Annotated in this window: 21 protein-coding genes; 17 read left to right on the plus strand and 4 right to left on the minus strand. The window is 38.2% G+C overall.

What is annotated here, in order from left to right; all coding sequences use genetic code 11:
- On the plus strand, nucleotides 1–885 hold an 885-nt coding region (locus tag ACR0QE_RS04355), incomplete at its 5' end, for an IS256 family transposase (RefSeq protein ID WP_432627143.1).
- A gap of 489 nt (nucleotides 886–1,374) precedes the next feature.
- On the opposite strand, the gene ACR0QE_RS04360 is transcribed toward ACR0QE_RS04355, so the two are convergent.
- Both ACR0QE_RS04360 and tnpA read right to left on the minus strand, forming a co-directional pair.
- On the minus strand, nucleotides 1,375–2,955 hold the full coding sequence (locus ACR0QE_RS04360) for a zinc ribbon domain-containing protein (RefSeq protein ID WP_432627144.1): 1,581 nt from the start codon (nucleotides 2,953–2,955) through the stop codon (nucleotides 1,375–1,377).
- 15 nt (nucleotides 2,956–2,970) lie between these two features.
- Nucleotides 2,971–3,384 (minus strand): IS200/IS605 family transposase, encoded by a 414-nt coding sequence (gene tnpA, locus ACR0QE_RS04365; RefSeq protein ID WP_432627145.1) that lies wholly within the window; start codon nucleotides 3,382–3,384, stop codon nucleotides 2,971–2,973.
- A gap of 620 nt (nucleotides 3,385–4,004) precedes the next feature.
- Here tnpA and ACR0QE_RS04370 point away from each other — a divergent pair.
- The 16 genes from ACR0QE_RS04370 (at nucleotide 4,005) to ACR0QE_RS04445 (ending at nucleotide 12,104) form a co-directional block, all read left to right on the plus strand.
- On the plus strand, nucleotides 4,005–4,469 hold the full coding sequence (locus tag ACR0QE_RS04370) for a hypothetical protein (protein WP_432627146.1): 465 nt from the start codon (nucleotides 4,005–4,007) through the stop codon (nucleotides 4,467–4,469).
- Nucleotides 4,462–4,914 (plus strand): hypothetical protein, encoded by a 453-nt coding sequence (locus tag ACR0QE_RS04375; protein ID WP_432627147.1) that lies wholly within the window; start codon nucleotides 4,462–4,464, stop codon nucleotides 4,912–4,914. The genes ACR0QE_RS04370 and ACR0QE_RS04375 overlap by 8 nt, the downstream gene beginning before the upstream one ends.
- Before the next feature lie 2 nt (nucleotides 4,915–4,916).
- Nucleotides 4,917–5,345: a hypothetical protein gene (locus tag ACR0QE_RS04380; protein WP_432627148.1), complete on the plus strand. Its 429-nt coding sequence runs from the start codon at nucleotides 4,917–4,919 to the stop codon at nucleotides 5,343–5,345.
- Nucleotides 5,346–5,443: 98 nt separating this feature from the next.
- Complete coding sequence (locus ACR0QE_RS04385; protein WP_432627149.1) at nucleotides 5,444–5,644, plus strand: hypothetical protein; 201 nt, start codon at nucleotides 5,444–5,446, stop codon at nucleotides 5,642–5,644.
- A gap of 144 nt (nucleotides 5,645–5,788) precedes the next feature.
- Nucleotides 5,789–6,121 carry a hypothetical protein gene (locus ACR0QE_RS04390; protein WP_432627150.1) on the plus strand — a complete coding sequence of 111 codons (333 nt, stop codon included), beginning with the start codon at nucleotides 5,789–5,791 and terminating at the stop codon, nucleotides 6,119–6,121.
- A gap of 15 nt (nucleotides 6,122–6,136) precedes the next feature.
- Nucleotides 6,137–6,529, plus strand: a complete 393-nt coding sequence (locus ACR0QE_RS04395) for a hypothetical protein (RefSeq protein WP_432627151.1) — start codon at nucleotides 6,137–6,139, stop codon at nucleotides 6,527–6,529.
- Entirely contained in the window at nucleotides 6,507–6,917 is a 411-nt protein-coding gene (locus ACR0QE_RS04400) for a hypothetical protein (RefSeq protein WP_432627152.1), read from the plus strand. Before ACR0QE_RS04395 ends, ACR0QE_RS04400 begins: the two co-directional genes overlap by 23 nt.
- Before the next feature lie 175 nt (nucleotides 6,918–7,092).
- Nucleotides 7,093–7,302: a hypothetical protein gene (locus ACR0QE_RS04405; RefSeq protein ID WP_432627153.1), complete on the plus strand. Its 210-nt coding sequence runs from the start codon at nucleotides 7,093–7,095 to the stop codon at nucleotides 7,300–7,302.
- Nucleotides 7,293–7,718, plus strand: a complete 426-nt coding sequence (locus ACR0QE_RS04410; RefSeq protein ID WP_432627154.1) for a hypothetical protein — start codon at nucleotides 7,293–7,295, stop codon at nucleotides 7,716–7,718. Before ACR0QE_RS04405 ends, ACR0QE_RS04410 begins: the two co-directional genes overlap by 10 nt.
- A 305-nt stretch (nucleotides 7,719–8,023) precedes the next feature.
- Nucleotides 8,024–8,479, plus strand: a complete 456-nt coding sequence (locus ACR0QE_RS04415; protein WP_432627155.1) for a hypothetical protein — start codon at nucleotides 8,024–8,026, stop codon at nucleotides 8,477–8,479.
- Between the two features lie 21 nt (nucleotides 8,480–8,500).
- Nucleotides 8,501–8,932 (plus strand): hypothetical protein, encoded by a 432-nt coding sequence (locus ACR0QE_RS04420; RefSeq protein WP_432627156.1) that lies wholly within the window; start codon nucleotides 8,501–8,503, stop codon nucleotides 8,930–8,932.
- Between the two features lie 215 nt (nucleotides 8,933–9,147).
- Nucleotides 9,148–9,615, plus strand: coding sequence for a DUF4869 domain-containing protein (locus ACR0QE_RS04425; protein ID WP_432627157.1), 468 nt, complete (start codon nucleotides 9,148–9,150; stop codon nucleotides 9,613–9,615).
- A complete protein-coding gene (locus ACR0QE_RS04430; protein WP_432627158.1) occupies nucleotides 9,584–9,991 on the plus strand; it encodes a hypothetical protein in 408 nt (135 codons plus the stop codon). Before ACR0QE_RS04425 ends, ACR0QE_RS04430 begins: the two co-directional genes overlap by 32 nt.
- Nucleotides 9,992–10,307: 316 nt before the next feature.
- Entirely contained in the window at nucleotides 10,308–10,670 is a 363-nt protein-coding gene (locus ACR0QE_RS04435) for a nucleotidyltransferase domain-containing protein (RefSeq protein WP_432627159.1), read from the plus strand.
- Between the two features lie 17 nt (nucleotides 10,671–10,687).
- Nucleotides 10,688–11,299 (plus strand): DUF6088 family protein, encoded by a 612-nt coding sequence (locus ACR0QE_RS04440; protein WP_432627160.1) that lies wholly within the window; start codon nucleotides 10,688–10,690, stop codon nucleotides 11,297–11,299.
- Nucleotides 11,300–11,498: 199 nt separating this feature from the next.
- Nucleotides 11,499–12,104, plus strand: coding sequence for a hypothetical protein (locus ACR0QE_RS04445; RefSeq protein WP_432627161.1), 606 nt, complete (start codon nucleotides 11,499–11,501; stop codon nucleotides 12,102–12,104).
- A gap of 432 nt (nucleotides 12,105–12,536) precedes the next feature.
- On the opposite strand, the gene ACR0QE_RS04450 is transcribed toward ACR0QE_RS04445, so the two are convergent.
- Both ACR0QE_RS04450 and ACR0QE_RS04455 read right to left on the minus strand, forming a co-directional pair.
- On the minus strand, nucleotides 12,537–12,689 hold the full coding sequence (locus ACR0QE_RS04450; protein WP_432627162.1) for a hypothetical protein: 153 nt from the start codon (nucleotides 12,687–12,689) through the stop codon (nucleotides 12,537–12,539).
- A 425-nt stretch (nucleotides 12,690–13,114) separates the two neighbouring features.
- Nucleotides 13,115–13,408, minus strand: a complete 294-nt coding sequence (locus ACR0QE_RS04455; protein WP_432627163.1) for a hypothetical protein — start codon at nucleotides 13,406–13,408, stop codon at nucleotides 13,115–13,117.
- Between the last annotated feature and the right edge of the window lie 255 nt (nucleotides 13,409–13,663).

Consider the following 13,663-nt stretch of genomic DNA (forward strand, 5'->3'; position numbering starts at 1 on the left):
ATCATTTCCATGTATGCAAAGGGAATGACCACACGGCAGATTTCAGAGACGATAGAGGATATTTATGGTTTTGAGGTAAGTGAAGGAATGGTATCCGATATCACAGACAAGCTTCTTCCAAGAATCGAGGAATGGCAAAATCGTCCTTTATCTGCAGTATATCCTATTGTTTTCATTGATGCGGTACACTTCTCTGTCCGTGATGATGGAGTAATTAGAAAACTTGCCGCATATGTTGTACTGGGAATTAACGAAGACGGTATGAAAGAAGTATTAAGCATTGTTGTAGGTGAAAATGAAAGCAGCAAGTATTGGTTGTCTGTGTTGAATAGTCTGAAAAATCGAGGAATCCAGGACATTTTCATTCTCTGCTCTGATGGACTGACAGGAATCAAAGATGCAATCTCTGCCGCATTTCCTAAAACGGAACAACAACGTTGCATTGTACATATGGTTAGAAATACCCTTAAATATGTCGCAAACAAGGACATGAAAGCTTTTGCCAAAGACTTAAAAACGATCTACACAGCTGCAGACGAACAGGCAGCCAGAAAGCAGTTAAAGATCGTTACAGAAAAATGGTCAGGACAATATCCGAGTGCCATGAATCGCTGGCATGACAATTGGGATGCGATTTCTCCAATTTTTAAGTTTTCCAAAGACGTCCGTACTGCATTTTATACCACAAATACCATTGAATCGCTGAACTCGTGCTATCGTAGATTAAACAAGCAAAGAAGCGTATTTCCGAGCTCCCAGGCACTGATGAAAGCGTTATACCTGGGAACTTTTGAGATAGCCAAAAAGTGGATAATGCCAATCCGTAACTGGGGTAAAGTACGTGGCGAACTGGAAATCATGTACCCGGATCGAATGCTGATATAGCTATAAAAGCTGGATAGTCAAGAGCAAATAGACGCCCAGATCTTTCTGGGTGCTCTTGACATGCCAACTTATTTTTGCTATTAAATAAACAACGGCTTAACCACAGAAAACTGCTGTTAAGCCGCAATCAATTATCATAGAAGATCTAAATTTACAGAAAAATTTTCATACCGTCATTCAGGCAGCCAACGTCCCGAGCCACCCGTTTTACGGGTGGCGGCGACTGCTTCATTAATTGATAGTGTGTATGTTGTTTTCAAGGCTTGTGAACTACTCGGTCATTGAATGGCCGAGCATCTGAAAATGCAAAACCAATCAATTACGATCTATTGGAAATAAGACCAATTTATATGAATCATACAAACCAGACAGATCTTCGTCAGACAATCCAGATACAGACATGCTGTACCAAGACGATGGTAGTTCATATGTTCCTTACTACTAGACGGCAATACACCACAGACCATACCTGTGGGATATTGCCATTTTTCATAAGGATGCTACTTGCCGGTAAGTTTTAAATCTATCGGCATAAACGATCTTTATGGAATTCTGAAGCAAATGGTGATTATATTTATATTTCTCACATAATCTCATGATTTCGACATCTGTCGCCCGTTTTTTAATATTAACAGCACCTACATAATCTGCATCCTCTGTGTAACCACAGCAAGTACAGAGAAATTCTTTATGATTTCGGTTTTCAGAATCCAGATGATTGCATACCGGACACACCTGACTGGTAAAATCAGGCGCAACTTCCATAAAGTCATATCCCTTCCAGTTCAGAGTTTCCATTAAGCGTTGCTGTAACTTTCCACGTGCAAACATCGAAAATTGTCCATTTATCTTACGGCTCTTACGAAATTCTCTGATATCCAGCTTTTCAAGAACCGTCATCGTATTTGGTGTTAATTCTTTTATATAAGCGGATATAGACTGCTTGATTTCATGATTTAGCATATTATAATAATGCCGCTTCTTTTTATGCGGGGCAGACGCGGTACAAATCATATGTTCCAAACCATCTATTTTGGCGATGAGAGAACGTCTCACATCGTCAGGAAGCTGATGATGTCGCACATAATGCTGGATTGCCCGCTTTTTATTCCTTAACTTTGATAATTCTGCAAATGCAGGCTCTACTTGTTCATGATAAAATTGGATGACATCAGACATCGTGCCAATCCCTTTCCCGTCTGAAGTAAAAAAAGCATCCACAATTCCGGTATCTACACCAATATATTTCTTAGTATCTGGCTGTTTTCTGATATTTTTATAAGACCATCCAATTTGCAACTTTCCATTATGAATCTGCATCATAACAGTACCTGCCATTCCATGACTCTTTATTTTATGTAAAGAATGTGCACTGCTATTGATTGGTATCGAAAATCGTTTTCCTTTGTTTTCTGGATCTGTAACTGTAATTACATATGGCATACATGTGCTTGTAGATTCTTCCAGTTTCATCAATCTTGAATCCAGTGGAACAGAGATATTTTTCAAAACTGGTAGTTTATATTCCATACATTTACTATAATATCGATCGAAAAACTCTGTCATGAAATAGGTAAACTCACGTTCTTCCATTTTCTCAACTATATCTGCACACTCGTTATGAAAAGTCTTTCCAATTGCCCGTAAAGAAGAAATCATCACTTTTTGAGGCTTTCCCATAACTGCCATTGCAAACAATACTTTTGATTTTGCAAAAACATCCATCCCTTCTGATAGCAGATCCTGGCGAATATTATTCAGACGATTAGAGAGATGGGTTACGGCAATGTCAAATGCATTCTGACAAAATGCAGAGTTCATTCCAACTGGACGCATTGATTTTTCCAGCTGACGCATCTCGGAATCTTTCTTATCGTTTTTCACAATCTGTAAAAATACAGATTTTTCCTGTTCAAGTATCTTGATATCCTGATTAACAAGCGCAGTAAAAGACAACTGGATGCGCTTTAAAACTGCCAGTTTTTCTTTATTCGGATTTCCGTACAGAAATACGCTTTTTGTTATCGCCGTCTGAAATCCACTGTCTTTTCTGCGTCTTGCCTTAGGCATGGTAATTCTCCCTTCTTAATATTGTTTGGATTGATGTTCAATATACTTGCGAATGGTCTCTGATGATACATCTCCTATCGTTTCGATGTAATAAGAGTGATTCCATAATTCTCCTTTCCATAATTTACTTCGCAAATCCGGGTACTGCTCATATAATTTACGACCAGTAATTCCTTTCAGATATTGAACAATTAAGGACGGCGATAATTTAGGTGGCGCCGAAACAAAAAGATGAACATGATCTCCTTCTCCTGACTCAAACTCAGCAACTTCAAACCCCTTGTCAGAAGCAATCTGTTGAATCAAGTCTCTCATATAAAACTCAATCTCAGGAGTTATTATTTTTCTTCTGTATTTAACAGACCATACAATATGATAATTGATATTATACACGCAAGTTCGTGCATGTTTTAGATTATTTTTGTTCATACATACAGTATAATATTATATGTATTAAATTGCAATTTTTATTTAGTAATATTGTCATACACACAGTATGAATTATTATAGCAGAATGGCGCTTTCATCTCGGTTATTGAATGACTGAGGATTCCCGCTTAGATGTCCTAAACATTCATTTCGATCATTTTCTGTAAATGTAATACATTTATCACAAGTCATAATAGCACCCCGTCCTATTATATATAGCAAAATAAAGAAAAGTGGAAAAGAATTTGAAAAAGTGGAAAAGAGAGTTAATCGAGTAGATAGATTTCATAGAGCAATATGGTTATACTATTGTTAACCAAAAAGATTCTAAAAAGCCTGAAAAAATGTGGGTGGGTGAAGTATATAACATATTTACTCAGATGTACTGGACAACATTAAAATACCTGAGATGTCAGCATATTAAATATATACGGGATGAACTAACATTATTGGAATATTCTTGATAGATAATGGATTAGTTGAAAGATATTTGATTATAAGAATAGAAGAGGCTGTTAGGATGTCAGTGTTACATGGTGCAGGTTTTTCGATTTGAGTATGATTGTGCGTTTAAAACATGAGTGTTCAATATTTTATACTTTGTAAAAGGGAGAATTATTATGTTCACAGTGATTGTAGGTGAATGTAGTACTGGTAAAACTAGCTATTTGCATTACTTACGCAGAATAATTCCGAATTCATACTTAATAGGTTATGACTGTCCTGCTAGTAGAAGTGTTGATGTAGATTTAAGCTATGAGATATTTGGTGGAATAAATGGTATGTATCCAGTAGATGTATTTGGTGACAAGGCGAGTGTACCGGGTATTATGGAGGACATGTGCAGGAAGTGTTCTGTATTGTTGATCGATGAGTTGGGGGCACAACTAAGATATCATCACGATGCATATTTGCTCACAACGTATGTTTACGAAATTAGTAAGATTAAAGATGTGTACATGGTTACACACGACAATATGAAATTGTATAATGCCGATAAAATTGTAACCGTGCATTGGGATGGTGATATGCCACTTTTATATGATGTTACATTGGAAGATGCGGAGGTGATTGTCCATGGGTAGCGTTACAGCCGTAATTGGTGAGTGTAGTTCGGGTAGATCCGTGTACCTCAAGTATTTGAGTAAACATTTGCCCAACGCTTACTTTCTTGGAGTTAGTGATTCACGGTTATTTCCAGTTGATGAGAAACTTAAAGAGCAAGTGTTTGGTGAATTTTTCGAGAAGAATTTCTTCGACAAAGACACGGCACGCGTATATGCAAACGATGTATGTCGCACATGTGATACTTTGCTTGTGGATGAGATAGGTATGCGATTCCCAATTTATGATGATGGATGTGAGATGTGCAACTATATAGCTGATGTAGGTCGATATAAAGACGTCGTGTATGTCACACATGATATCTCTAAATTGTATAGTGCAGATCGAGTGGTAACAGTTAAGTGGATTGATAGTAAGCCAATTACACAAGAGATCACGTTAGAAGAAGCGGAGAAGTATTTATAAGAATGCTGGAAATAATTTTTGATTCAACTCATAAAAGTGATTATCAGTTATATTACGGGAATTTCGATAGACTTCTTGTAGAGTTGCGAGAACTTAAAATAAAAATCAATGTTAAAGATTTATGCGATATATTGAATAGAATCAATAATCAAGGAATTACTGACGTGTCACTAGAGATGCTATTTTATATTCGGTATGGCAAAACATTACCGATAACTCTTATGAGTACAGCAGAGAAGATGTTTCTTATATCATATATCGCTAAGGTTGGTAAAGTAGACTTGGCTATATATGACTACCCTGAAGAATTGTCACCGAGAGCTTCAAAACTTTTTGTAGAGATGTTTTCGGAGTCAAACATTGCAGTATGTTTAAAGCACGATTGTTTGGCATTTTACGCTTTATGGAAAGGGGAACTATTATGCTCATAGTGGTAATTGGCGAGAATAGTTCTGGTAAGTCGCAGTACTTGTGATACTTGCGAGAGACAACTCCGGGCAGTTACTTTATTGGAGGAGACAAAGCAAAGATGTATCCGGTGAATGAACAGGTGCGAGAAGATATGTATGGAGACGAGTATCCCTTAGACGGATTTGTCGACAAGTCAAAAGCACGCATGTGGATGGAAAATATCTGCCGGGATTCTTCACTCCTTTTGGTAGATGAGCTTGGGAGAGATTTTGATTTTTACGTTGATGGAAGATACATGAGCACATGGGTTGTGGAATAAGCTTCCTGAGCAGTTACAAGACGGTGACATTCGTTTGACAATAATTAAGTTCATGTGGCTACTGGTGTGAGGTATAAGGAGTTAGTAGCTTGCGTTATGGTGTTGCATGAGAGGTATGAAGATTATTGATGGGAGGTGTAGGTTATGATAACATACACAGGATACGTAAGTGAGTTAAATCATCTTGTGAAATATAAGGGTGCTGAATATTTGGCACAGCACCCTGGAAGATGGTTCAAGCCAGAGAATGATGAGCAGTTGGCATATTCGCTGGGATTAATGGAGTATGTCCGTGGTGAGTTGCCGCCGTGCTTAAAGAAGTACGAATCATTTAAGTTACCTGAGTTGAAAGTTCCAAGTGGTGTTGAGGCTATGATAAATAACACACCACTGAAACTAGAGTTTTTCATGTTGCGAGCAATACCGATATTTTTGAAATACAATGTGCTTGTCACGGAGGTTGGAAATGCTGTCTAAGGAGAAGTGTGTTGAATGAAGATTAAAAGTATGCGTCTTGATATAGAGTTAGATAGGTGCATCCATCGATGTAGGGAGTCATCAGCTATTGGAAAAACAGCCCTTGCGAAGTTAGCTAAGTCAGATGCTAGCTATCCGCACCAGATTATATTACTTGACAAAAAAGAAGATTATGATCTATTTCTGGAACACGGATTAATTACGAATGAGAACACAATCGTGGTTTTTGATCGGATGGATTTATTAGGTACACAGGCCGTGTGGGATAAGTTAAGGACATTGAAAAATAGTTGTGTATTGGTTGACGCCAAACGGTTATGGCTAAGTCCGGTAAAATACAAATTAGCCAGGTTTACATGGGAAGGTAAGGTGTTAACAATACGTGATGGTAATATTCGATACAGATAAAGTAGATGGTGCTGTATTGGATAATGACAGGTATTTTGTACAGCACACAATATCCAAACTCGATCATGATGTAGATCGATTGTTGTCGCACACAGACAAGTGTACGTATGTTGATGCACGGAGGTTCAAGGACCGGTTTGGGTATGATCTTCCATGGGAGTTTCTCAGTACTGGTGGTAAGACGGTACTAAACGCATACTATAATCCGGATGTAATATTTGATTGTTTGGAGTGTGGCAAGTCAGCTCTGATTGACGCAACACATTTACCGCATGGGCAGTTTTCAAATGGTGTACCATACTCTGATTCAGATGATGATCCTATCGATGTTATGGTTGACGATGAACATTACACCAGTGTTAGGGAGGTTAAAGATGCGTATTGTTGATTAAGGTGATCGTGTTAAGATTGATGTAGGTGTTGGGATTCACCGTTTATCTAGGGATTCAGCTGTAGGCAAAAGTGCTTTTGGGTATATGGCAAAAGCAGATAATGGATTGTCCAGCAATGTGATACATTTCAAAAGTGCTCGTGATTACAGTTCGTTACCGGAGTATTCGGGAATGAGAAAGAATAATACCATATTCTTGTTTGACAGATTTGATTTGTTTCAAACTGATGACCTCTGGAAATATATTGCTGAGAATGGCGATAGATGCATACTTGTGGGTTGCAAGAATAGCTGGAAATATTATGGACGCTCTATACCTGTGAAAATAAATCTGAGCGAAGAGGGTATTACAGTTTCAGATAGGGAGGTGTTATGGTGGTAACATTTTATGATTTGAAAAGTCAGGTACCAGATGGTATTGAATGTGTAGAAGATAATAAATTATTCTTTGTACAGCATACAATTGCTGTTCTTGATCAAGATGTGGACAAGTTATTACCGCATGTTGATAATTGCAAGTATCTTGACAACGATAGGTTTAAAGATAGTCGCGGTGTTGATCTGTACTGGGAAGATCTAAGCATCGGTGGTATGACAATTCTCAATGCTTATTACTATCCTGGTATCGCGTTTTCCTGTATCGAGTGTGGACTTAATGCTATCAGAGATTTGACATTGTTACCGCACGGTATAATTTATGAAGCAGCTCCGTGGCCATCCAAGGGAGATAAGTTTACTGCTATGTATCGTGGTAAAGTGTACACTGACTATGAGGAGTATATGAATGATGAAGATTAAAAGTGCACGTCTTGATATTGAGTTAGATAGATGTGTACACTGATGTGATAACTCTTCAGCTACTGGTAAAACAGCTCTTGCGAAGAGAGCTAAGTCAGATACTAGCTACCCGCATCAAATAATCTTATTAGATAAAAAAGAGGATTATGACTTATTTCTTACACGTGGTTTAATTACAACTGAGAACACAATCGTAGTTTTTGATCGTATGGATTTACTTGGAGCACAGGCTGTATGGGACAAGCTTGGATCTTTGACTGATACCTGTGTCTTGGTAGATGCTAAAGGTTTGAGGAGTGTGGAATATGTTTATAGTGGTAATTGGTGAATGTAGTTCTGGAAAATCCGCATATTTGCAGTATCTCAGGGATACTGTTAAGGGATCATACTTCATGGGAGTTGACGATGCTCGTAGATATAATATTGATACAGCTCTGATAGAAAAAGTGTTCGGTGATGAGATACCTCTTGATGGGTTTAAAGATAAGGAAGACGCTCGCCGGAAACTGACGGATGCTTGTCGGGAATGTTCAGTATTGTTAGTAGATCAAGTGGGATTTGGTACTAGATCATATTCTGATGGTAGATTAATAAATAATTGGCTTGCAGAGATTGGTCGATATAAAAACGTAATCACAGTCTCACACGATATACTTAAATTGTACAACGCAGATAGAATAGTTACGCTTAACTGGGATGATGGTGTTCCGAAATTACAAGAGGTTGATTTGGATGAAGCAGAGAAGATTGTTAGTGTTTGAAGATAGGGGGAATTTTGCAGTATGTTAGAGATTAGAACTACTGCTGATGTAGATATGTCAGAAGTGTATTTGTGGAATGCTAACTTTATACAGTTACTTAGATCATTCAGAGATGTAAAGAATACCAAGAGGATAGTTACTGTATTGAATATGATAAATAATCAGGGCATTGAGGATGTATCATTGGTTGGTCAGACATATGTATGGAGAGGAGAGACATACCATTTGTCAGAGATGGGCACAGCTGAGAGGATGTTTCTGGTGACTTGTTGTGTAGTTGAGCAGGGTAAGCATTTGAATGTGGTTGATTATCCGGACGAGTTATCGCCAAAGACTTCAAGAATATATATGGATTTGTTTAAGAATGCTGATGTGACAGTTTATCTCAAGAGTAGGTGTAGTGCTTTTGCTGGGGCGGCAAATGAGCGTGGAATATGTTTACAATGGTCGTAGGTGAATGCAGTACTGGAAAATCCAGCTACCTCAAGTATTTATGTAAATCCTGTCCTGATTCTTACATGATTATTTTCAAGGATACCTTTGGGATATGCCGTATATACGATATATATAAGAATTATACATACACAAAGAGGGGATAGGATTGTAATGATGATGTGATTTTAAGTGGATAGCGTAATCCACGAAGGTGTTAGAGAGGAGTTGATTGAATGCTGTATATAGATTACAACATTCCGATGGAGGATATAGCGACACCATCAGCACTGTATGATACGATCTATGAGAAGAGTTGGTTTGACGATCCAGAGGTGGTTCGGATAGTTGAGATAATTGATCGAGTTACACACGTCGAGGCAGATATTTTTGAAAGTTCAATACTTGGTAGAATTGTAAGCACAGAACTTTCAGGTGGGGTAAAGACTGTGATTCTCGCGTATATGGGAGAGACTAATGATTGTGCACTTCCTTTGTCGTGGCTTGGAGAGAACTGCTTGCCAGTGCTTGGGTCTTTGAAAATAAAGCATGACGTGACGTTTGCGGCTGATAGTGTACCATTGATCTGGGATTGGGAATGTAAGTTTATTTCTAAGAGAACAGGTGCTGTAATCAATGATGCACAGTCATACCGAGAGGAGATGATTAAGTTTGTATTTAACAGTAAAGACAAAGAAACATAGTTATATACTTAATCTGGAACGTCGTAATTCGCTGTTGCAAGGAGATTCAGGCACAGGTAAGAGTAAGCTTGTAAGATATATTGATAATTTCAATAAGTACGGAAAAGGTGCTGGTTTAGTCGTAGAGTGTGATAAGCGTGTGACAGTCGTGTCTGAAGCCCCTCGGAGTAAGTATTGGTTTGATGAGCATGCCGATGAACTCTTAGTGATAGACGAAGATGTCAGATTCCCAGATAGAGGTGAGTTTTTCAAGAGTGCAAGAAGTCACGATTGCTGGGTTTTGTACGTGTCACGTTGTTATGATGTGACAGCATTTGATTGTGCGTACAAACTTGTGACAAATGGGAATACTACAACGAATGCGGTGTTGCGATAAAATAGTTTTAGGGATATTAACCATAAACATATTGTAGTAGAGAAAGGAGTACTGATATATGAGCGAATGGGGAATTTACCCGATGACGTTGTACAGAAGATTGAGGAGATTGTAAACACTGCTAAGAAGCTCATGCCGGAGACTGCTATTGTAGATTATGATAGAGTGTAAAAGACCTATCTGGGTGTGCCAGTATCTAGCTGTCGCATCTTGAGGGAGGATAAGCCTCGCACCTAGGCAGAAATCAACAATTAATTTAGAAAAATAATACCTACCAATACATATTGAAATAGATAATAGGATGGAGATATAGTAAGTGTGCAAATTAGTTTCAATGACATTCCCTACTGGAGTGACAGCAAATGTTGCTGATATTAAGGTCAGCAAGTTAAAGAAATATCTCACAGTATTTCCGCGCTTAAAGAGCTTTGAGAAAGTATATCTATTCGGATCTACATTAGAGGAAAAATGCAGAGATGAATCTGATATAGATTTCATGGTGATATACAACGATGAGGATAAGATGTGCGATGACATGACGTGGGTGCTTCCAGAGATTTTTCCAGAGTATGTAGATGATGACTTTCTGCGTACCTCGATAGAGGGAGAACACTCATATCAGACAGGCGCTGCGCGTAAAGCGCTGAGTAAGGGGGTTTTAATATATGAGCGCAATTAAGTAAAGGAGATGTGATTATGCTGTATGAATATTTAACAGAAAACTATAAACCAAATGAACCAATACTTTTATCTGATATTGATATACCCTATACTAACGGACAATTAGACAAGTTATGCGAGGATGATAAAGTAAAGAGATTTGATAAGGGTGTATACTATCTTCCAAAGAAGACTAGATTGCCGGGTGGCACCCTACCAAGTGCCGAGTCAGTGGCGGTTAAAAAGTATATCAAGAATAAAGGTCAGATAAATGGATATTATTCTGGATTTACGTTTGCAAATTGGTTTGGCATCACAACGCAGGTACCGTTTAAGTTAGAGATTGTTACGAATAATACAGATAGTGAGCGTAGTTCAACCTACATTAGAAACATTGAATTTGTTTTAAAGAAACCTAGGGTACCTGTTACTAACGATAATTATAAAGTGTTACAGTTATTGGATTTATTATCTGAGATATATACCTATTCAGAGGGTGGTTTGAAATCAGCAGCACCTCGAGTGAGAAAGTATATCAAGGATGAAAACATTAAATGTGCAGATGTTGAAAAATATCTAAATGCGTACCCTAAAGAATTATACAAAAATATGGAGGATATGAAATGCTTTGAAGAACTTAGAATATAGTGGATTATCTGTTAGGGTGAAGGTAAGCTCTGTTATACGACAGGGCTTTTGTTGTACGCGCATTCCTAGACGAAGTTTTTGGCTATGACAGTATTGAGGTTGGCTATGTCGTTTGATTCAGTTCATACCAACACTAAGTACAATAAAGAAACAGATAATTTCTACATTGAATTGTATTCTATAAAGGAGTAATTAATAGTTGAATACGATAGTATATGATGGCGTTCTTTACAACAAAGATAAACTGGACGCATATGGTGTTACTATTGAGACGTTACGTAATACCCCCGATATTGCGGAATTCTTTAGAGTAAAGGATGTTTCCGGTGGTAAGCTGTATTTAGATTATAATTTACAGGATGACGAGGTTATACATGACGTTACCGGTAGATTCAGATATGTCAAAGAGTTGGAGTGGTTCGATGATCCAACAGTATTACGTATTATAGCAGAAGTTGATGGTGTTGAGTATGTGACTGGAGAAATATTCAAGCATCCAGATTTTGGTACATTAACAAGTGATAATCTTTCAGGTGGGTGCCATACTGTAATCCTCGCATATGAGGGGAGTACGGATGGATTAGCGCTACCGTTGTCGTGGTTAGATGAGAATTGTTTTAAAGTACTTGGGAGCGTGAGTGTAAAATCTGATGTAGTGTTTGATGCAGATACAATGCCCCAGCTAAGAGAGTGGGAGTGCAAGTTTATATCGAGACGAACCGGTAATGTAATAGACAGTTACGACTCATATTATACAGAGCTTGAAAGATTTACGTTAAGTCAGGAGGAGCATACATGGTTTTAACTGTATTCACGAGTAAAGCACATTATGATATTAATTTGATGCGAGGTCAGGTGTTTGAATAACTGTGGCATAGAGTCTCTTTTATACAAAGGTAGCACAGCCAAGGCATCCAATCAATAGTACAACAAAACCATTGCAAAACTTGTAAGCGAACAGACTCTTCAAACGGAAAAGAAATTTGTACCGGATAAGCGTATTATGCAATCACAAACCGCCGAAACGATCAGATCTCAGATGGGATAGGGCTTTGTGAATAGCCATAAGCCACTTATCGTAGTCTTTCAGAAACCACGCCTGATGGCGTAGAAAACGGAGACTTCAGACGTGGTAATTCATTAGAAAAAGTCATTTTTACGATGGGAAGATCTTAGTATAGAGATTTTCCCATACTTTCAAGACAATTGAAAATGTGAGGAGTGGATTTCATGACACTTATTCATGATTTTCCGGATTTCGGTATTTTGCATTTTTTTCTTTTAATTTTGCCAGATATTCATTTGCCTCTTTTTCAGATTTGAAGCGTAATTTTGGACCCTGTGGGCTGAGTTTTAAGACGTAACCGCCGGTATTTTTCTTTTTGAACATAATTAAAACCCTTTCTTTTTCATGCTTTTCTTTTTTGAATTCATTTGTTTTTTGTAATTTGAAAGTTTGAATAAGATCCAAAACTTGACAGATTTATTCTCCTCATTGTAGCACGTTAATTAGAAAATGAAAAGAGTATGAATGGAAAATGATTTTTGAAAACAGAAGGCGTTGCTGCATGTGGAAAGAAAGTTTTTATAGCTCAGAGTGAAGCCTTTCTTTTTTTATAGGTGAAAATATCACAAATATTTTCAGGAGGGGAGACAATCCCCTCCTGAATAATATACTCTGCGAGTGTCGACCTGAATTCCAATGAATTCAAGGAGACAATTAAATGATTCTATCAAGCCCATCAATGATTACGCATCAATTGAATTACCTGAAGTTGAATCCCCCGAATTAGTCGCATCATCCGGATCAGTTATTCAGTTATTGCAGCCACCGCCACAACCTCCGTTACAACCGCCTCCGCAATTGCCGCCGCTAGGTCTGCCGGGGCCTCCAGGTCCACCAGGCCCGCCGCCCGGAAACGGGAATCCGTTGTCATTTGCGGTATCAAAACCGTCACGGAATCCTTCCTCGTATCCATCACGGAAACCGCTGCGAAAAGCCTGACGGTTGCGGTTGTTCCAACCACAGTTTCCGTTTCCGCAGCTGCCACAGCCGCCGCATCCATTTCCATTGTTACAGCTGTTTCCACATCCATTGCATCCACACATATCTGAAAGCTCCTTTATTTGTCTTTGTAACATATCTTATGTGGACAGTGAGACAGGTGTGAATGAAGGAAAATTTGTGGATATTTTTGTGTGAAAGAAGAGAAAACGCGTGGTATAGCGAAATATACAAAAAAGGGGATTTGGATTTGTCTGAACTGCCAGTTGTATTTCGAGGATAAGTGTGGTATTGTATACCTATAAGTTGATTGTATACAAGTTCAAGAATGTGTATACAGAAACAAAATACGGAGAAGG

It is taken from the genome of Brotaphodocola sp., assembly GCF_050873065.1.
In the GTDB taxonomy this organism is placed as follows: domain Bacteria; phylum Bacillota; class Clostridia; order Lachnospirales; family Lachnospiraceae; genus Brotaphodocola.

What these genes read in the sequence shown, in the direction of transcription:
- ACR0QE_RS04360 (WP_432627144.1), bottom strand. Translation starts at nt 2,955, where the DNA reads ATGCCTAAGGCAAGACGCAGAAAAGACAGTGGATTTCAGACGGCGATA.
- ACR0QE_RS04380 (WP_432627148.1), top strand. Translation starts at nt 4,917, where the DNA reads ATGCTGGAAATAATTTTTGATTCAACTCATAAAAGTGATTATCAGTTA.
- ACR0QE_RS04440 (WP_432627160.1), top strand. Translation starts at nt 10,688, where the DNA reads ATGCTGTATGAATATTTAACAGAAAACTATAAACCAAATGAACCAATA.
- ACR0QE_RS04405 (WP_432627153.1), top strand. Translation starts at nt 7,093, where the DNA reads ATGAGAAAGAATAATACCATATTCTTGTTTGACAGATTTGATTTGTTT.
- ACR0QE_RS04420 (WP_432627156.1), top strand. Translation starts at nt 8,501, where the DNA reads ATGTTAGAGATTAGAACTACTGCTGATGTAGATATGTCAGAAGTGTAT.
- ACR0QE_RS04400 (WP_432627152.1), top strand. Translation starts at nt 6,507, where the DNA reads ATGGTAATATTCGATACAGATAAAGTAGATGGTGCTGTATTGGATAAT.
- ACR0QE_RS04425 (WP_432627157.1), top strand. Translation starts at nt 9,148, where the DNA reads ATGCTGTATATAGATTACAACATTCCGATGGAGGATATAGCGACACCA.
- tnpA (WP_432627145.1), bottom strand. Translation starts at nt 3,384, where the DNA reads ATGAACAAAAATAATCTAAAACATGCACGAACTTGCGTGTATAATATC.
- ACR0QE_RS04385 (WP_432627149.1), top strand. Translation starts at nt 5,444, where the DNA reads ATGTATCCGGTGAATGAACAGGTGCGAGAAGATATGTATGGAGACGAG.
- ACR0QE_RS04370 (WP_432627146.1), top strand. Translation starts at nt 4,005, where the DNA reads ATGTTCACAGTGATTGTAGGTGAATGTAGTACTGGTAAAACTAGCTAT.
- ACR0QE_RS04450 (WP_432627162.1), bottom strand. Translation starts at nt 12,689, where the DNA reads ATGTTCAAAAAGAAAAATACCGGCGGTTACGTCTTAAAACTCAGCCCA.
- ACR0QE_RS04375 (WP_432627147.1), top strand. Translation starts at nt 4,462, where the DNA reads ATGGGTAGCGTTACAGCCGTAATTGGTGAGTGTAGTTCGGGTAGATCC.
- ACR0QE_RS04410 (WP_432627154.1), top strand. Translation starts at nt 7,293, where the DNA reads ATGGTGGTAACATTTTATGATTTGAAAAGTCAGGTACCAGATGGTATT.
- ACR0QE_RS04455 (WP_432627163.1), bottom strand. Translation starts at nt 13,408, where the DNA reads ATGTGTGGATGCAATGGATGTGGAAACAGCTGTAACAATGGAAATGGA.
- ACR0QE_RS04390 (WP_432627150.1), top strand. Translation starts at nt 5,789, where the DNA reads ATGATAACATACACAGGATACGTAAGTGAGTTAAATCATCTTGTGAAA.
- ACR0QE_RS04415 (WP_432627155.1), top strand. Translation starts at nt 8,024, where the DNA reads ATGTTTATAGTGGTAATTGGTGAATGTAGTTCTGGAAAATCCGCATAT.
- ACR0QE_RS04395 (WP_432627151.1), top strand. Translation starts at nt 6,137, where the DNA reads ATGAAGATTAAAAGTATGCGTCTTGATATAGAGTTAGATAGGTGCATC.